This window comes from Bacillus cereus group sp. BceL291 (assembly GCF_051776705.1).
GTDB lineage: Bacteria > Bacillota > Bacilli > Bacillales > Bacillaceae_G > Bacillus_A > Bacillus_A cereus.
The window spans coordinates 19,674-35,798 of sequence record NZ_JBPWAP010000024.1; the positions used below are offsets into that span (position 1 = coordinate 19,674).

Here is a 16,125-nt window from a genome sequence, read left to right on the forward strand (position 1 = left end):
CGAATATAGTGTAATCACATATTTCTCATTCTCTTAAGTAAGGACTAAAAATAACCTATCCATAGAGCTACTAAAACCACTACGAATAAAGCAAAGCAACATGTAATATTTCGAATCCACTTTTGTATATCACCAAAATACCTTTCTATAAATATAGCGTTGATAGTAAGCATAAGAAATAAAACAATGTAAGTAAAAGCACCCAATTTATCGTTAAACTTCTTATTTGTAAATGTACTTACATGAAGGAATAGAAAAACAAACGTTACTATGAATAGCTCAAATAGCCTTTTTTTATTCACCCCACCACCACCTTACAGTAATTCCCTTTCATTCCATTTTATCAGAACATACTGTGTAGCAGCACATGAATATTATATTCATGTTAAAAAGGCCAACAATCCAAGATTGTTAGCCTCTACTTCCCCTATTCGTATCTTTTATCACTTTACTTCCTAACAACTGGAATCCACATTTCACCAAACACTAAGCCGTTTCTTTTCCCCATCTCAACCGTCGTATTTGGTCCACCAACATAAGCAAACTCATTTGCATCTGGTAAAGCTTGACCGAAGGCGATGCCAGTCAACTTATTACTTAACTCTTCAGCTGTTTTGTCTTCCCCTTTTACTACTAAGTATTCTCCCCTCGGAAACTGAATTACTCTAGATTCTTCTTCTATTTGTGCTTCTGTCATGACACCCGCATAATACATCATTTTGTTATTCACCGCTTCGCTCACAGAAAAAATGTATTCATTTGTCGCTAAAGCTTTTAAAGTGTCCAGCCTTCCATCTTCTTTAACAGCCGACCAAAAGGCTTCCTTTTCTTTATTTATTCCAGCAAAGTCTGTATATTCACTCTTAATTTCAGTTCCAATACCTAACACAATAAAGCTATCTTTTTCTTCTATAGTATAATTTTTCATATGCAAAACCTGCCTCTTTTTTTATTAATCAAACGATTTATCTTTTCATCTGATACGTTTATAATATCTTTAAACCATGTCAAAAAATGATACTGTTTAGGAGACCAACATGAAAAAAGTTGAACGGATCAATACAATTATGCGATATATCAACAACCGCTCCCACTTTACAATTTCTGAAATCATACGAGAATTTAACATATCAAGATCGACAGCTATTAGAGACATTAGAGAAATTGAAGCTATGGGAATGCCACTTGTCGCTGAAGTTGGGAGAACGGGTGGATATTTTGTTATGCATAATTCTATCCTGCCCGTTGTTCGCTTTACTGATAATGAAGTGAAAGCTCTTTTTATTGCCTTTATGGCTACGAGGAATCAACAACTTCCCTACCTAAAGAGTCATCAATCTTTAGCCGAAAAACTACTAGGACTCATCTCAGAAACCCAGCAGGATGACCTTGTTCTTTTAAATCAACTCTTGCTGTTCCAAGGAACTAATCCTCATAATCCCGATCTACTTGAGCTTTCTGATCTCCCCCATCCTATGTTAGAAAAACTCATTCAAATCCTTCTTTTGGATAACCATTTATTGATTACCATTAAAAAAGATGAAGAAATTAAGTCTTATCCAATTTATCTATTACACCTTTATCAAGAAAAAAGCCATTGGATTATTGAAGGATTTGACTTAAAAGAAGAAAAGAAGTTAATGTTTCCTGTCGATGATCTCATCAATATCGAACCATACACGACGAATAAAAGGCTCAATAAGAAAAAGATTTTAGAAAAACTAAGTAAGAAGGCTGAAGCAATTAACCTTGTACTTGAACTTGGTCCGACAGCAATTGCCCAGTTCAAAAAATACCATCCTTTAAAAATTTCAATATCTTATACTAATCCTTACCAATCCACAGCCATTTTAAAAACTTTTATCAATGTTAACAATCCCGATGAAGTGACGGAAATAATAAATTGGCTGCTTTTTCTAGGGAAGGATATTACAATTAGGGAAATGCCTGAAGAAATATTAAAAGATTTACAAGAGCGATTATGTTTATATTCCCCATAAGCAGTGATCAGTTAAACCTCAAAATATTGAGTTTAAGCGCTCACTACTGAACGAGGCTTCTATGAATAATACAACAAAAAAGGTATGAACTAACTTTTAGTTCATACCTTTTATATTAGAGTTTTCTATAAACACATTAAATTGCTTGTTTAAGATTTGAATGTGGATTTGGTCCATACTTATTCTCACCTTCATCACTTTCAATGATACAAAACACAAGTAGAACCGCTCCTCCAAATGGCACCAAATTTAATAGCTGCCACCATCCTGTTTTTCCACTATCATGTAATCGACGAGCTTCCACTGCCAGAGTAGGAACGATAAAAATTGTTATATATAGCAAGGTAATATTGGCTCTTAAGTAAAAGGCAGACGAAGAATAAGAGGCCAAATATATTAATGACCAAAACGTAACCTTATTAAATAAAGTAAAAATCCAGTACTCTTTTCTCGTAGCTCTCCCACTAAATTTCGCATAGTTTTTGAGAGTATATAAATACCATTTCATTTGAACCTCTCCCTTTTTCATCCCCTAAACGATTAATTTATACATTATATACCTTATAAGTATAAATATAACACACCACAACGATAACCTCTATATTCACACGGAATATTCTGTTTATTAACAAGTCATTTTAGTTAAGTGTTAACATACCATATTTCCAGGCACGTGTATTCGATTTATTATTCTCCTATTTACTTTAAAACTACTACAATTAAGCGAAGTATGAATGAATTATTAAAGCACGGAAAATCTTCCCGTGCTTTTTCAAAAAAATATATTATTCCGGATGATTTCATTCACTTACCCTAGCTGACGTTTAAATGCTTTACTAGCAAAGAAGTAAGCAATAACCATAATTCCGACGCACCAAGCGAGCGCAATCCAAATATCGTTTCCAACAGTTCCTTCATATAAAAGAGCACGAATCGCATTCACGATTGAAGTTACAGGCTGATTCTCTGCAAACACACGAACAATTTTTGGCATCGTTTCGGTAGGTACGAAGGCTGAACTAATAAATGGAAGAAAAACTAGTGGGTACGAGTAGGCTGTCGCCCCTTCCATAGACTTTGCCGTCAGCCCTGGAATGATAGCCAACCATGTTAGCGCTAACGTAAACATTCCTAGTATCCCAGCTACTGCAAGCCAATCTAGAATATTCGCACTGGAACGGAAACCCATTAAGAGCGCAACAAGAATAACTACAACGATAGTAAGTACATTAGCAACAAGAGAGGTTAAAACATGAGCCCACAATATCGATGAACGCTTAATAGGCATCGTAATGAAACGTGCCATCAGCCCACTCTTTACATCCGTAAAGAGTCGCACGGAAGTGTACGCTACACCGGATGCGATAGCCATTAGCAAAATTCCCGGCAATAAATAATTGACGTAGTTATCTGTTCCTGTCTGTATAGCCCCACCAAATACGTATACAAACAATAGCATCATCATAATCGGTGTAATCGCTACCGTAATAATTGTATCTGGACTACGCATAATATTGCGCATTAAGCGCCCAAGTAATACCCCTGTTTTGCTTTTCATTTACATCTCCTCCTTTTTGCCAATGATCGCAAGGAATATTTCTTCCAATGTAGGCTGCTTCTCGATATACTCCACTTTTGCCGGTGGGAACATCTCTTTCAGTTCAGTAAGAGTACCTGTCGTAATAATTTTTCCACCATGCAAAATTGCGATACGATCAGCCAGTTGTTCTGCTTCCTCCAAGTACTGAGTCGTAAGCAAAATAGTTGTACCACTATCAGCAAGTTCCTTGACTGTATCCCACACTTCAATCCGCGCTTCAGGATCGAGTCCAGTCGTTGGTTCGTCAAGAAAAATAACTGCTGGCGCCCCAATCAAACTCATCGCGATATCAAGCCGGCGCTTCATCCCGCCTGAATACTGATCTGCCCTTTGGTTTGCCGCATCAGTCAGGCTAAATCTTGCAAGTAGATTGTCAGCAACTTGAGCGGGACTGGAAACACCACGTAGCCTAGCAATCATTATCAAGTTTTCCCTCCCAGTCAGCATACCGTCTAAAGCTGCGAACTGCCCTGTCAAACTGATACTTTGACGAACATGATTTGGTTGACGCTGTACACCAAATCCGCAAATACTTACTTCACCACTATCTTGCTTCATGAGTGTCGAAAGGATGTTGACCGTTGTCGTCTTTCCCGCTCCATTTGAGCCTAGCAGCGCGAAAATTTCTCCACGCTGCACCTCAAAATCTACCCCTTTTAAAACTTCCTTGTCTTTAAAGGATTTTTTCAAGCCTTTTATAGAAATCGCTGCATGACTCATACTTTTTTCCTCCCTATAAAAATGTTTTGCGGAGATAATTTATTTACCTCTATCTATTTAGTACCACTGATATTCTGTATCACTTAGTACCGAGCTAAAAATATAACTGAATAGCTATGGTGGCAATTCATATGTGTAACCAGCTAATCAGTCGGTATTACTTATTCCATTTATTTTTTTCTCAATTTCTTCATAATACTTTCATTCAAATCTTCACGATACTTGGAGACGTAAGTTTTAGCATTTGCCACTAGTTCGTCAGCAAAGGAAGCCACGTCATCCCCAGTAATGTCAAGCACTTGTCTTCCTTCTGCTGCACCAGCTTCAAACAAATCGATTAATTCATACTGTATGTGTAACATATCCATCCCGTTACCCGCTGAGAAATTCCACATGTAGTTTTGAATTTTCTTAAATACAAATTGGTAGTCCTCTGGCAGAGCCTCAACTCGTGCCATCATCATTTTGTACTCTTTTTTATCACCAATTAACTTTTTAAACATTTCTAACATCTTATTTTCCTCCTTTTTTATAAAACCGAACAAGAAATTCCCAAAGTATCGGCCGGAACATTTTATCTTATGAACCTATTTTGACTTCAAGACGTTAATTTTTGACGATACAAAATCCCATTTTTTCCAAAACAATTCAAGCTCTTGGCGGCCCTCTTCATTTAATGAATAAAACTTACGAGGCGGTCCCATATCTGATGGTTTCTTTTCAATATTCACAAGCTTTTTCTTCTCTAATCGTACAAGGATGGTATACACCGTACCTTCCACAACTTCGGTAAACCCAAGATCATTCAGATGGCGGGTAATCTCATAGCCATACGTTTCACGGCGACTGATGATTTCCAGTACACACCCTTCCAGTGAACCTTTTAGCATTTCAGTTAAATTTTCCATGTCCTGATCCTCCTTTACCCCCTATTCTGTCTGACTTATATTCAGTATCACAGAGTACTAAGGCGAATTTTTTACTGAATAGCTTTTGAGTAAAACCACACTATTCAGTATTACTTATTACAACTACATTGTATGACTAAGTAGTTGTGGATGTCAACTTTATTTTCAAAAAAATTAAAAATCCGCTTTACCCTAACCGGATACAGCCTCCTTTTTTGTTGTAAGGGCCATCAAACTAGTAAAACAGAGCTGATTCAAAGTGTAATTTAAATCAGCTCTGTTTTATTGTTTTTATACCGATATATCTTGTTTTTTCACGATACAAATTGTTTCTCACTACCATTCCCATTGCATATAAAGCATAAAGGCAAGTGCGATCAGAGAAAATTTCCAGAGATTATCCGTACATGATACGAGCCCCTAAAATACAATTCTGTTAGAAATCTGTTCTCTATATTCTCTTTTATTTTATTTCTGATAGTTGATTAGCAACACTATCTAAAAATTTTTCTACCTTTTCTTTTGATGTATCCGGCGCATGATAACCGATCGTAAATGTAAGCCTTCCATTATAAGAGCTTGCTCCCATTGAAAAGAATGGTGCATACATAATAGGTGATGTCATATACCCGTCCTCAGCTTGAATTTCACCAAACTGAATAGATTCATCAGCGATTACTCCCAAATTTGTCAGTAACGGCAATGCCATTCCCATCTGTACAGCCTGTTCATATTGCTGATTAAACATTTCCTTCACTGTAGATAGCTTCATTTCTGCCAGTAACTCCATTCCTGCTGCTGAAGAAAGACCTGGATTTTGAGACTTTATTTTATCCATTGATTGTTTAACTCGAACAAGAGTCTGCTTAAATGTTTCATCGTCTTCCATTTTAATCACTGGCATTTCCATACCGGATAAATTGCAAATAGCACCAGTTGTATTATTAGGCAGATATCGACGTAAATCAATTGTCAAGCCAATCATTTTTTCTGCAGTGCGCGGTTCTGCATACACAGTGAAATGTGATAAAGCTCGGAAGTATGCAGTCATGATTACATCATTCAAGGTAGCCTGTTGAGCTTTTGTCCATTGGGTTAAACGTAGAGTTTGCTCATGGCTCAATCGCCGTACGGACATTTGGGGAAATTTATTTTTGTTAGGTTGAGATGGAAAAGACCATAACGATGCCTGTTGTTCTTGGTTAGGACGATACGCACTTTTTATGTTCGATATTCCAGCGTATTTGAATACATGTAATTGATCTCGACAACTCTCATTTCCCTCATCAAATTCCTTTATAATTTGCTTCTTAGACCATCCCAATGAAAGGTGAGTATATATCGTTCCAAGCAATTTAATATATTCCTTGACTCCTGCACCATCTGAACATAGATGAGACAATTTCACAACTAACATATCTGTTGTAGTGCCCCGTAATAATTTCGTTTGAACCATAGGCCCCTGAATACGATCACCAGGTTCCTTAATAAAATCTATTGCCATTATTTCAAGTTCTTGATTATTTCCTTCTGCAAAAAAGCAAATAGATGAATTAGTGTCAGATGAATGTTCCTCCCAGTAAGGAATATCATTTTCTACAAACCGGCTGTTCAAAACTGGTTGCAATTGCAACGTTATCCTTACTGATTCTTCAAGTATATCCTTTGATATACCTACAGGAAAATAAAGAACTGCATTAATTTGTTGATCTGCAGAATAAAGACCTAATACATAATTCATTCGATCTTGTGGTGTTACTGAATACTTTCTTTTCTCCATAATTCCGTCCCCCTTTAGGACTTTTTGTATAACCCTATTTTCCATATGCTTATAATTTTTCTAGTCATTTTTCTTCAAGAGCTAATAACGCTTATTTTTCGAATTTTTAACGAAATCATCTTCTCCGTATTGGTTTCATTCTTTTTGCAGGTGATATATTCATTATTTTATTGTTATCCACACTGCCTAACCTCACAATAAAACCAAACAAGAATAAATTAAGTTTATATATACGTAAACATTTTATTATAACGTCTATAAATTATCAATACGGCAAATAAATCATTTTTATGTCTGTCAATAAAAAACAATATATTCAAGGGCCACTTCATAATAAAAGATTGATGTGAATGTAAATGTACCCATATCACTTTCAAAATAAGAATGAGAATTTTTTCAACAAAAATAAGCTGCAGTTATTGATTTTACAGTAAAAAAGCCCCTCCATTTTGAAAATGCGCAATCAAAATGAGTAGGGCTATTTCTAATTTAAATTTTATAAAAGAATGATTATCATAAATAATATTTTAATTTTTAGTCTACCTTATTATTTTCAATCCATTTTCCTAATAAATGAATGGATTTTATTCATATAATTTGAGGTGGTATCGTTGGTTTTTAAAAATAGAAAGCTTATTTTCAAATCAAATGAAAAAGAGGTAAAATTATAGATATTCATGTAGAAATTTCGTTTTGGGGATACTTAAAATCTTAAGGTGATGGGCATGTGGTGTTACACTTTAAAAGCTTTATAAAATTATAAAATTTATAGATATAGCAGATTTTCTTTATTAATAATCATTTGTATGTACGTTTACTCACATACATACAAATGATTTATAAAGCTACAATTAAGTGAAAACATCTTTTCCGTTACGATAACATCATAGCCATGTCTTCTGCTGCATTTGTAATTAGTTTTAAACCAAATGTTTCTTGTAATACATCAAGCACGCCAGGTGAAATAAATTCAGGAGCCTTTGGACCGATGCGAATATCTTGAATCCCAAGACTAAATAGCCCGAGTAAAATGGCAACCGCTTTTTGTTCAAACCATGATAGCACAATACTTACTGGCAATTCATTCACTTCACATTGGAAAGCATCAGCTAAAGCAGCCGCTATTTTCACTGTAGAAATTGAATTATTGCACTGTCCTAAATCAATGTAACGCGGAATTTCCGTACCAGGTACAACACCGTAATCCACATCATTAAAGCGGAATTTCCCGCAAGAAGTTGTTAAAATAACCGTTTCTGGCGGAAGTGACGTTGCTAATTCACGATAATATTCTCCGCCTTTTCCCGGTGCATCACAACCCGCGATAACAAAGAAACGCTTTATTTTCCCCTCTTTTACTGCATCAATAATTTCTGGAGCTAATGATAATACTGTATTATGATGAAACCCTGTCACTAACTGTTCATCCGACTCCATATGTATTTCTGGAAGTTCTAGTGCTTTTTGAATTAATGGTGTAAAATCATCATTTTCAATTTTTTGTACACCTTCTAAACCTGCAATGTCATATGAAAAGAATCGATCAGAGTACGAGCCTTTAATTGGCATAACACAGTTCGTTGTAGCTAATATGGCACCAGTAAATTTTTCAAAAAGGCGTCTTTGATCATACCATGCCTTACCGATGTTTCCTTTTAAATGTTTATATTTTTTCAGCTGCGGGTATCCGTGTGCTGGTAGCATTTCAGAATGCGTATAAATATTAATGTCTTTTCCTTCTGTTTGCTTTAATAGTTCTTCTAGTGCAAATAAATTATGACCCGTAACTACAATTGCTTTACCTTCTACACGATTTTGTGTAATTTGTACAGGCTCTGGCACACCAAAATGATTCGTATGTGCCTCATCTAATAATTCCATCACCCGTAAAGCTGATTTCCCCACTTTCATAGCCATATCAATATGCTCTTGTTCGTTAAAGTTAGAATTTGTTAATGTCATATATAAAGCTTCTTGTGTTGTAGCATCTACAAATGCATCCGTATATCCTAGCTGAGCAGCATGTGTGCGATAAGCTGCAATTCCTTTTAGCCCAAACACAATCGTATCTTGTAAACTCACAATCGTTTCATTCTTGCCGCACACACCCATTACTTTACATCCGCCTGCTGGCGTTTGTTCACATTGATAACAAAACATATCATCCCACCCTCTCCCAATCATTCATTACACCTTAAGCATAATACCCATTGAAAAAAAGTGATGTGATATCAATCACAATAATATATAAAGATTTGTGACAGTTCATATTGTTGACATAATATTTTTATTGACACTAAAAAATATGCATTAGTGTACACACATCTTTCGATACTTTTAAATAGCTAATTAATTTGGAGAAATATATACAACGAAAAAAATTTTTGAATCCCATGTACAAATAGTTGCAATTCATCACATATGAAATAGATATAAAAATACGCTCTTCTTTCTATCATTCAATAGAAAGAAGAGCGCATTTGTCATTTTAAGGAACTATCATTTTTTATTAAAGTCTTTATTGTAAACCTTTTTATTTACAATACATTTACATTATCTTAACATTACTTACATTATTTATATGATATATTTATATAGAAGCTACTTAAGAAATTTCATATACATTTTATCTTTATGATCTCTTATCTAATCAATAAAAAGATCATGTTATATTTTTATAACAGGAGTGAATTACGATGACTGAAACTTTAAAAACACTTATAATGCTTGATGCTACTTACGTTGTTATAGCAATTATGACAGTACTAGTATTTGTATACTTGGAATTAAAATCTCAGTAATATATGCTGGCGTAATCGACAGATCCAGCATTTAAATATAGTTAGAAGAAAGAGAGGAGAAAATTATTTCTCCTCTCTTTTGTATTTCTACAATTTCTTATTTTAATAAATCCAATGTATGTAAAAATAATCCTTTGTCCCCTACTTCCCCATGACCAGGCACTACTGCATTTATATTTCTATATCGCTTCAGCACATTCTCAATCGATGTAGACCATTCATTTACATAAGCATCAGCAACGTTTCCTAAATCTTTCGCGGACGTAGATTTCACTAAACAGCCTCCAACTAAAATATTGTATTGCGGTAACCATACGACAATATTATCTTCTGTATGCCCTTTCCCTGGATAAAATGTTTCTACTTTCATATTTCCAAACTTCAAATTTGTAACGGTTTGTAAATCTCCAAGTGGCTCTTCATATCCACTTTTCTTTGCTAGTTCTGCGGTTAATGCTGTACTATGCGCTTTAATTCCTCTTTCTTTCAACGTTTTTATTCCGCCAATTCGATCAGCGTGCGCATGTGTAATAATGACATCCGTTACACGCTTCTGAAACTTCTTTTCTACCATTTCTATTAGTTCCTTCGTTAATTTGTCATCCCAAGAAGAATCAACAAGTACTAACCCTTTAGAAGTATTAAGAACTAGACCGTTCGAAGGAACTGCTTCTCCATTAAAAGAACCTAACTCCGTATGAACCCATACATTCTTGTTTAACTGAGATATTGAAATGGTTCCCGTCTCATTTTTTATTACTGTTTTCTCTACCTTTTGTGATGCTTGTACAGAAGAAATTGTGCTAACAAATTGAATTGTTCCTAGTAAACCTACACATAATCCTACTTTTAACAACGTATTCTTTTTCATGTCATCAACCCTTTCCTTCAAGCCAAATAGTTATTACCTATATTAGACAATTTATCTTCAGTGTTTGTTCCATATAATTGAACACTTTATAATCGCGGCTGATGTAAATACACGCATGGTGCAGTAAAAAAGATCACCCAAATGGATGATCTTTTTTATAATTTATCAACATATTGCTTCGCTTCTAGTAAGGAAAAACCAAAAACTTCTCTTACTCTCTTAACTGCTGTAACTTTTTTGCCTTCTTCTACAAGCTGGCGTAGTTCTTTATTAATTTCAGGTTCTCTTTCTACAATTCCCATTTCTTTCGTAATTAATTGTAATCTATCTTCAATTCTCTTTAAACGCGCATCATTTTTCTTTTCAATTGTAGCTAATTTTTCAGCGATATAAATGAAACCAAAGGCTACTATCGGTATAACCATCCAGAATTCCATAAATATTCCCCCTTACTAACTTTCATTTGTTTTATTTCACTAACTTATCAGCTTTAGTTATTGAAATCATTTATTCCTTACAAGGAAAGGGTAAACTAAAACTTTCTCAAAAATTTGTACTAGACATGATTTCTCCTCAAGGTTGCTCAAAATGGACTGGATTAGGTGTTTTTCTAGATGATTCTAATGAAGAATTACAGATTTATTCACTCGGATGGGGCGTTGGATTTCAATGTATGATGGTTTGTTATCCATACTGCGGGAATGGTGCTGTTATTATGACCAATTCCGATTTAGGTGTTCATCAAATGGAAGGGATCATTGGTGAGGTTGTAAAAACGTTATCCTTATAATGAAAATAAAGAAGCTGTTCCTTCCAGCTTCTTTATCTATATAACATTTTTCGCAACAATTTTTATATGTTCTGGTGCGATAATCTCCGTTATACTTTCTTGGAAATCTTCCCGCAACATTTCTTCCAAATGTTCTAACTGCACTTCAACATGTGTGCATTCTAAATTATGTATATTTAACAGTGCATAATGATCTTTTTTCTTAATTACTAAATATTGATTTTCCTCTGTCACAAGTACAGAACCTAATCGGACTCCTAATAAGCGTTGATCATCAAACTTCATAATTACTTCTCCTTCCCTCATATAAACAAAACTACAATGAAAATAATTACATTTATGAAAAAAAACGCTTATTTAGACTATATCATAATTTACTAAAATAGAAATATCTTTTTCTATTTCAATAAAAATCCCTATTTTTTCATATATTTCGATACAAAAAACTTTCTCAACATTAAATTTGAATTTTCAGTTTTTAATTCCGTAAAAATCTATTATAATAAAGTTAATAAATGTTTGACCTCTCCTAATTCATGTACATATGGATGATCAGTAGTTATCGCTACTGATCTATTTTTTTGATTTCAGAAAGTACATACGCTGCATCCTTTCCTACACCACAAATAAGTGCGGAACCCCTTTGAGATTGCCATGGTAAACCGATATAATACAATCCTTTTACTGGACTGATTCCCTTTATATGATTAGGAAATCCTTTCTCATTCACTGCCTGTTCAATTTCAATCCAATTATAATTTTGAACAAAACCAGTTGACCATAAAGTAAACGCTCCTTCATTCTACCTTCCCAGTCTTTAGCGCCTGTGCCCAGTCATATCTTTCTTGTTGAACAGCCAATCCAGCAGCTTCTTCCCAATTATAAGGAACTGAAATTTGTTCAATTGTCCATTCTCCCAAAACCTTTTCTATCACTACATATTTTGCATGCGGAGTTCCTGATTCCATTTTATGCATAACAGGTAACTCATCTTTGTATGCTGGAAGTCCTACACTTCCTGGATTTATAATGATCTTTCCGTTCGCTAAATAAACAACTCTAGGAATATGTGTATGACCACATACTATTATTTTTTGTTCTATATTTTGGAGTTGATCCATTATATTTTTTTCATTCTTTAATATTGCACCATTCTCATTCATCTCTTCTAACAAATACACTTCATCTGAAGTTGGCGTACCGTGACAACATAACATATCGTCTACAATAAATTGTGAAGGATGTTGTTTTAACCAACCTATATGATAATTTGTTAATTGATTTTGAACAAAAGTTAGTGTAGCAGATTGCTCTTGTATAGGTTCCCAAAGCATGCGATCACAATTGCCTTTAATATGTATCATCTCGCTACTCATTAATATTTCAATTGTCTCTAGAGGCTCTAACGGCCCATACACACTATCTCCTAAATTTATTATCATTTCGACCTTGCGACGTGTAATATCTTTTAATACCGATTTTAAAGCGTGACTATTTCCGTGGATATCTGAAATTATAGCTATTTTCATCTTAATCCCTACTTTAATATATTATTTATAAACATCTGCAGCCAATTCCCTCAAAACTTCTACATTCACTACTTCAAAACAACCATTGTTTTTCTTGATTATATTTTTATCACAAAAGAGATTCAAAGTACGTAATAAATGCCGATAGCTCGTTCCTAACAACTCCGCTATTTCCGTTAAATTCCCACTAAACACAATTCTATTTTCATGCTGAACTGCTCGTTCTCCTGCTGCTAACATGTAACTCGCAAGTCTATTTTCAAGCGGATACAATAAATTAATTGTACTGTTTTTGGAAAGTCGGTTTAATTTATGTGCCAATGATCCGCAAATACATCTTAAAAATTTCGCATCATGAAATAGCTTATTTCTCACCTTTCCTAAAGGTAAACCCACACAATACGAATCTGCCATCACTTGTACGTTTGAAGTGATTCTTTGAGAATGAATTAACTCCACATCTCCAAGTAACTGCAAACTATCGTAAAAACATAATAATACCGATTTCCCGTTACTTAATGTGTTAAACGCTTTCGCTTTTCCTTCAACAAAGAAATATAAATAATCTATCTCTTCATTTTCTCTACAAATAAACTCATTCTTTTTAAAAAATATAAGTTCCATATATGGCTTCATATCATGACTAAAAAATGAATCAATATTATTTTGCTTTATATACTCTGCTAATTTAATAGAATTACATACTTTCTTCATAGTTCCCCACCTTTACAACTCATCCCCATTGTAATCAAAATTTTCTTCTTCCACTATGACATATGTCATAACAATACACAATTTCAGCATGATACAGTCATTACAAATATGAAATATAAAGGGGATATTACATTGTATAACTTTCTTTCTGTCTTTATTGGTGTGCTCATCGCCGTTATGCTTCCATTAAACGGAATTTTATCCGAGTTAATTGGAAAGTATACAGCAAGCGTTGTCATTCACCTTGTCGGTTTAATTGCAGTTATTTTCGTTTTAATCTTAAACAAACATAAAATTCATTTCGATAAAGGTATTCCGCTTTTTTTATATAGCGCTGGAGCGATTGGAGTATTCACTGTTCTTTTTAATAATATAAGTTTCTCCGTCCTTGGTGCCTCTATTACGATCGCATTAAGTTTACTCGGCCAATCCATTGCTTCCATCATTATCGATCATTTCGGCTTATTAGGAATGAAAGTTGCAAAGTTTGAAAAGAAAAAACTAATTGGATTATGTTTCATCTCTTCTGGAATTATAATCATGACAATTTATTAATGGAGGCAAAAATATGTTATATATTACTATCGCTATTTTAGCTGGTGTTTCTATCGTCGTTGCTAGAATTATTAACGCGAATTTAGCAAAGGAAATTGGAAACTGGGAAGGCACGTTTTTCAATTATATTACTGGATTATTTTTCTCTATGTTATTTTTAATTTTCAGTTCAGATTCATTGTATATCCCTATTCATACGTTGCAATCTATTCCTATCGCCGTGTACTTAGGCGGATTAGTAGGCGTTATCGTTATTTCATTATCCAACTATATTACTCCTAAAATATCAGCCTTTTATTTAACATTACTCATCTTTATCGGACAATTATTTGCGGGGACTATTATTGATTTCTTCCTGACAAATGAACTCTCGATCGGGAAAGTTATCGGTGGCATTTTCGTATTAATTGGGCTCACTTACAATTTACTCATAGATCGCCCGATAAAAACTGTGAAGCATAACCAAGTTCAACTATAATACTTTACGCTTACCTATCATATATTAATAGAAAAGCTCTTCACACGAAGTAATAGAGAGGAGAAAATCCTATTAAAAAAATTATTTTATTGCTAGGTAGCGTATTGATTATTTGTGGAATTGTATGGTTTATAAACTCGGGAAAATCTATTCAAGATCTCTATACTGCAAACAAACCGAAAAAGAAAGCTACTATTATTTCAAGCTCGCGAGATCCAAATAAGCCTCCTGTTTTTTTAGGTAAACAGGAAATAAAAGATATACATGTAGAATCAATTAAAACAAAAAAGGATATCTTTCTCACAAAAACAGATGAATTAAAAACGTTTATTAACAGTATGAATACCGCAAAAAAAGGCAAATTAACATTGGATGAAGAAGGATCAGATTTAATAGATTGTGATATGTGGATTACTTTCGAGGATGGAACTTATAAAAAATATTTCATATGGGTAGTTGATCATCACAGCAGCGAAGTGATGATTGCGCAGCAAGATACTCCTGATGATGTAAACCTTACGTACTATCAGTTAAACGAAGATAGTTCACAAAAAGTTTATAATTTATTTAAAAAAATTATTTAAACGAAAAAGTCATGAGCACGCGAACTCATGACTTTTTGCACTATATATATTCCGGGAACACTCTACAACCCTTTTCCTGCTCTATATCATGACCAAAGAAAATAATTGGTTTCTCTTTTTTCACAACTTCTTTTAAACGTTTAATTGAAGATAAAGCTAATTCTGGATCAAATCCTGCGAACGGCACTTCATCTTCAAAATTCTCTTTCGTGTATGATGCATCAATCGTTAATAAAACTGAACCGGATTGCTCCGTCTCAATGAATAGCGACTGATGGCCTGGAGAATGACCTGGCGTATACAATAATTGAACACCTGGTACCACTTCATAATCCCCTTCAATAATTTTGTAGTTCAAATGCGGTAATATACATTCTTTCATATATTCTTCTCTATGAAGTGCTGCCTCATATTCCGTTCGCTGCACAATAATCGGTGTATTTGTAAAAGCACCGTTTCCTCCTGCATGATCAAAATGTAAGTGAGAACTAATAATATATAAAAGGTCGTCCGGCTCATACCCTACACGCTTTAATATATTCACGATTCTATCTTCTTCAGTCATTTTCGGTAAGATCTGTCCTTCAACAAATGTACCGTTAAAAAGCCCTTCATTATTAACTGCACTTTCTGGCATACCTGTGTCTACTAAAATAGGACCTTCTTCCGTCTCCAAAAGATAACACCACACCGGCAAGTTTAATAGTTTCCCCGGTGTTAACGCACTGTTAACAGACGAATGATCCAACATACAACGACCTGCTGGGATGAAACAAAGTTTCTTTACTGTCATTA

General features: G+C 34.3%; 19 protein-coding genes and 2 pseudogenes. 5 read left to right on the forward strand and 16 right to left on the reverse strand.

Translation table 11 applies throughout. The annotated features are described in order from the left end of the window. Positions 1–44: 44 nt before the first annotated feature. Both ACS2CR_RS16545 and ACS2CR_RS16550 read right to left on the reverse strand, forming a co-directional pair. The gene (locus tag ACS2CR_RS16545) at positions 45–302 is read right to left on the reverse strand and encodes a DUF3963 domain-containing protein (protein WP_016111510.1); all 258 of its coding nucleotides are present in this window, start codon (positions 300–302) and stop codon (positions 45–47) included. Between the two features lie 146 nt (positions 303–448). Then, complete coding sequence (locus tag ACS2CR_RS16550) at positions 449–928, reverse strand: GyrI-like domain-containing protein (protein WP_000801032.1); 480 nt, start codon at positions 926–928, stop codon at positions 449–451. Between the two features lie 109 nt (positions 929–1,037). On the opposite strand from ACS2CR_RS16550, the gene ACS2CR_RS16555 reads away from it, so the two are divergent. Then, positions 1,038–2,000, forward strand: coding sequence for a helix-turn-helix transcriptional regulator (locus ACS2CR_RS16555; protein ID WP_153602459.1), 963 nt, complete (start codon positions 1,038–1,040; stop codon positions 1,998–2,000). Positions 2,001–2,136: 136 nt separating this feature from the next. Here ACS2CR_RS16555 and ACS2CR_RS16560 read toward each other — a convergent pair whose 3' ends face one another. The 9 genes from ACS2CR_RS16560 to ACS2CR_RS16600 all read right to left on the reverse strand — a co-directional run bounded on the left by ACS2CR_RS16560 (position 2,137) and on the right by ACS2CR_RS16600 (position 11,117). Further along, positions 2,137–2,508 (reverse strand): DUF805 domain-containing protein, encoded by a 372-nt coding sequence (locus ACS2CR_RS16560; protein WP_000872434.1) that lies wholly within the window; start codon positions 2,506–2,508, stop codon positions 2,137–2,139. A 300-nt stretch (positions 2,509–2,808) separates the two neighbouring features. After that, on the reverse strand, positions 2,809–3,558 hold the full coding sequence (locus ACS2CR_RS16565; protein WP_000837827.1) for an ABC transporter permease: 750 nt from the start codon (positions 3,556–3,558) through the stop codon (positions 2,809–2,811). Beyond that, positions 3,559–4,320 (reverse strand): ABC transporter ATP-binding protein, encoded by a 762-nt coding sequence (locus tag ACS2CR_RS16570; RefSeq protein ID WP_153602458.1) that lies wholly within the window; start codon positions 4,318–4,320, stop codon positions 3,559–3,561. 170 nt (positions 4,321–4,490) lie between these two features. Further along, on the reverse strand, positions 4,491–4,832 hold the full coding sequence (locus ACS2CR_RS16575; RefSeq protein ID WP_000891986.1) for a DUF1048 domain-containing protein: 342 nt from the start codon (positions 4,830–4,832) through the stop codon (positions 4,491–4,493). 75 nt (positions 4,833–4,907) lie between these two features. Beyond that, the gene (locus tag ACS2CR_RS16580) at positions 4,908–5,228 is read right to left on the reverse strand and encodes a PadR family transcriptional regulator (protein WP_000429488.1); all 321 of its coding nucleotides are present in this window, start codon (positions 5,226–5,228) and stop codon (positions 4,908–4,910) included. 463 nt (positions 5,229–5,691) lie between these two features. Next, positions 5,692–7,008: a condensation domain-containing protein gene (locus tag ACS2CR_RS16585; RefSeq protein WP_153602457.1), complete on the reverse strand. Its 1,317-nt coding sequence runs from the start codon at positions 7,006–7,008 to the stop codon at positions 5,692–5,694. An 873-nt stretch (positions 7,009–7,881) separates the two neighbouring features. Continuing rightward, positions 7,882–9,168: a hydroxylamine reductase gene (gene hcp / locus ACS2CR_RS16590; RefSeq protein WP_053512672.1), complete on the reverse strand. Its 1,287-nt coding sequence runs from the start codon at positions 9,166–9,168 to the stop codon at positions 7,882–7,884. 738 nt (positions 9,169–9,906) lie between these two features. After that, positions 9,907–10,680: a BcII family subclass B1 metallo-beta-lactamase gene (gene bla2 / locus ACS2CR_RS16595; RefSeq protein ID WP_053512642.1), complete on the reverse strand. Its 774-nt coding sequence runs from the start codon at positions 10,678–10,680 to the stop codon at positions 9,907–9,909. Between the two features lie 155 nt (positions 10,681–10,835). After that, a complete protein-coding gene (locus tag ACS2CR_RS16600) occupies positions 10,836–11,117 on the reverse strand; it encodes a hypothetical protein (RefSeq protein WP_053512643.1) in 282 nt (93 codons plus the stop codon). Between the two features lie 38 nt (positions 11,118–11,155). Here ACS2CR_RS16600 and ACS2CR_RS16605 point away from each other — a divergent pair. After that, a pseudogene (locus ACS2CR_RS16605) lies at positions 11,156–11,470 on the forward strand (penicillin-binding protein); the annotation flags it as partial. A 36-nt stretch (positions 11,471–11,506) separates the two neighbouring features. Here the strand turns inward: ACS2CR_RS16605 and ACS2CR_RS16610 are convergent. From ACS2CR_RS16610 to yeiL, 4 genes and pseudogenes are all read right to left on the reverse strand, one after another. Next, positions 11,507–11,755 (reverse strand): hypothetical protein, encoded by a 249-nt coding sequence (locus tag ACS2CR_RS16610; protein WP_000666948.1) that lies wholly within the window; start codon positions 11,753–11,755, stop codon positions 11,507–11,509. A gap of 280 nt (positions 11,756–12,035) precedes the next feature. Further along, positions 12,036–12,254 (reverse strand): annotated as a pseudogene (locus tag ACS2CR_RS16615) (oxidoreductase); the annotation flags it as partial. Positions 12,255–12,267: 13 nt separating this feature from the next. Beyond that, complete coding sequence (locus tag ACS2CR_RS16620) at positions 12,268–12,999, reverse strand: metallophosphoesterase family protein (RefSeq protein ID WP_053512645.1); 732 nt, start codon at positions 12,997–12,999, stop codon at positions 12,268–12,270. Positions 13,000–13,020: 21 nt separating this feature from the next. Further along, positions 13,021–13,713, reverse strand: coding sequence for a transcriptional regulator YeiL (gene yeiL, locus ACS2CR_RS16625; RefSeq protein ID WP_000754824.1), 693 nt, complete (start codon positions 13,711–13,713; stop codon positions 13,021–13,023). A gap of 108 nt (positions 13,714–13,821) precedes the next feature. On the opposite strand from yeiL, the gene ACS2CR_RS16630 reads away from it, so the two are divergent. The 3 genes from ACS2CR_RS16630 to ACS2CR_RS16640 all read left to right on the forward strand — a co-directional run bounded on the left by ACS2CR_RS16630 (position 13,822) and on the right by ACS2CR_RS16640 (position 15,330). Next, the gene (locus ACS2CR_RS16630) at positions 13,822–14,268 is read left to right on the forward strand and encodes a DMT family transporter (RefSeq protein WP_002103413.1); all 447 of its coding nucleotides are present in this window, start codon (positions 13,822–13,824) and stop codon (positions 14,266–14,268) included. A gap of 13 nt (positions 14,269–14,281) precedes the next feature. Beyond that, the gene (locus tag ACS2CR_RS16635) at positions 14,282–14,746 is read left to right on the forward strand and encodes a DMT family transporter (protein WP_000965812.1); all 465 of its coding nucleotides are present in this window, start codon (positions 14,282–14,284) and stop codon (positions 14,744–14,746) included. 89 nt (positions 14,747–14,835) lie between these two features. Next, positions 14,836–15,330, forward strand: coding sequence for a hypothetical protein (locus tag ACS2CR_RS16640; RefSeq protein WP_053512646.1), 495 nt, complete (start codon positions 14,836–14,838; stop codon positions 15,328–15,330). Between the two features lie 40 nt (positions 15,331–15,370). Here the strand turns inward: ACS2CR_RS16640 and aiiA are convergent, their stop codons facing one another. Beyond that, a complete protein-coding gene (gene aiiA / locus ACS2CR_RS16645) occupies positions 15,371–16,123 on the reverse strand; it encodes a quorum-quenching N-acyl homoserine lactonase AiiA (RefSeq protein WP_053512647.1) in 753 nt (250 codons plus the stop codon). Positions 16,124–16,125 lie beyond the last annotated feature (2 nt).

Coding starts and splice junctions, on each gene's coding strand:
- ACS2CR_RS16550 (WP_000801032.1), bottom strand. CDS start 928: ATGAAAAATTATACTATAGAAGAAAAAGATAGCTTTATTGTGTTAGGT.
- ACS2CR_RS16555 (WP_153602459.1), top strand. CDS start 1,038: ATGAAAAAAGTTGAACGGATCAATACAATTATGCGATATATCAACAAC.
- ACS2CR_RS16560 (WP_000872434.1), bottom strand. CDS start 2,508: ATGAAATGGTATTTATATACTCTCAAAAACTATGCGAAATTTAGTGGG.
- ACS2CR_RS16565 (WP_000837827.1), bottom strand. CDS start 3,558: ATGAAAAGCAAAACAGGGGTATTACTTGGGCGCTTAATGCGCAATATT.
- ACS2CR_RS16570 (WP_153602458.1), bottom strand. CDS start 4,320: ATGAGTCATGCAGCGATTTCTATAAAAGGCTTGAAAAAATCCTTTAAA.
- ACS2CR_RS16575 (WP_000891986.1), bottom strand. CDS start 4,832: ATGTTAGAAATGTTTAAAAAGTTAATTGGTGATAAAAAAGAGTACAAA.
- ACS2CR_RS16580 (WP_000429488.1), bottom strand. CDS start 5,228: ATGGAAAATTTAACTGAAATGCTAAAAGGTTCACTGGAAGGGTGTGTA.
- ACS2CR_RS16585 (WP_153602457.1), bottom strand. CDS start 7,008: ATGGAGAAAAGAAAGTATTCAGTAACACCACAAGATCGAATGAATTAT.
- hcp (WP_053512672.1), bottom strand. CDS start 9,168: ATGTTTTGTTATCAATGTGAACAAACGCCAGCAGGCGGATGTAAAGTA.
- bla2 (WP_053512642.1), bottom strand. CDS start 10,680: ATGAAAAAGAATACGTTGTTAAAAGTAGGATTATGTGTAGGTTTACTA.
- ACS2CR_RS16600 (WP_053512643.1), bottom strand. CDS start 11,117: ATGGAATTCTGGATGGTTATACCGATAGTAGCCTTTGGTTTCATTTAT.
- ACS2CR_RS16610 (WP_000666948.1), bottom strand. CDS start 11,755: ATGAAGTTTGATGATCAACGCTTATTAGGAGTCCGATTAGGTTCTGTA.
- ACS2CR_RS16620 (WP_053512645.1), bottom strand. CDS start 12,999: ATGAAAATAGCTATAATTTCAGATATCCACGGAAATAGTCACGCTTTA.
- yeiL (WP_000754824.1), bottom strand. CDS start 13,713: ATGAAGAAAGTATGTAATTCTATTAAATTAGCAGAGTATATAAAGCAA.
- ACS2CR_RS16630 (WP_002103413.1), top strand. CDS start 13,822: ATGAAATATAAAGGGGATATTACATTGTATAACTTTCTTTCTGTCTTT.
- ACS2CR_RS16635 (WP_000965812.1), top strand. CDS start 14,282: ATGTTATATATTACTATCGCTATTTTAGCTGGTGTTTCTATCGTCGTT.
- aiiA (WP_053512647.1), bottom strand. CDS start 16,123: ATGACAGTAAAGAAACTTTGTTTCATCCCAGCAGGTCGTTGTATGTTG.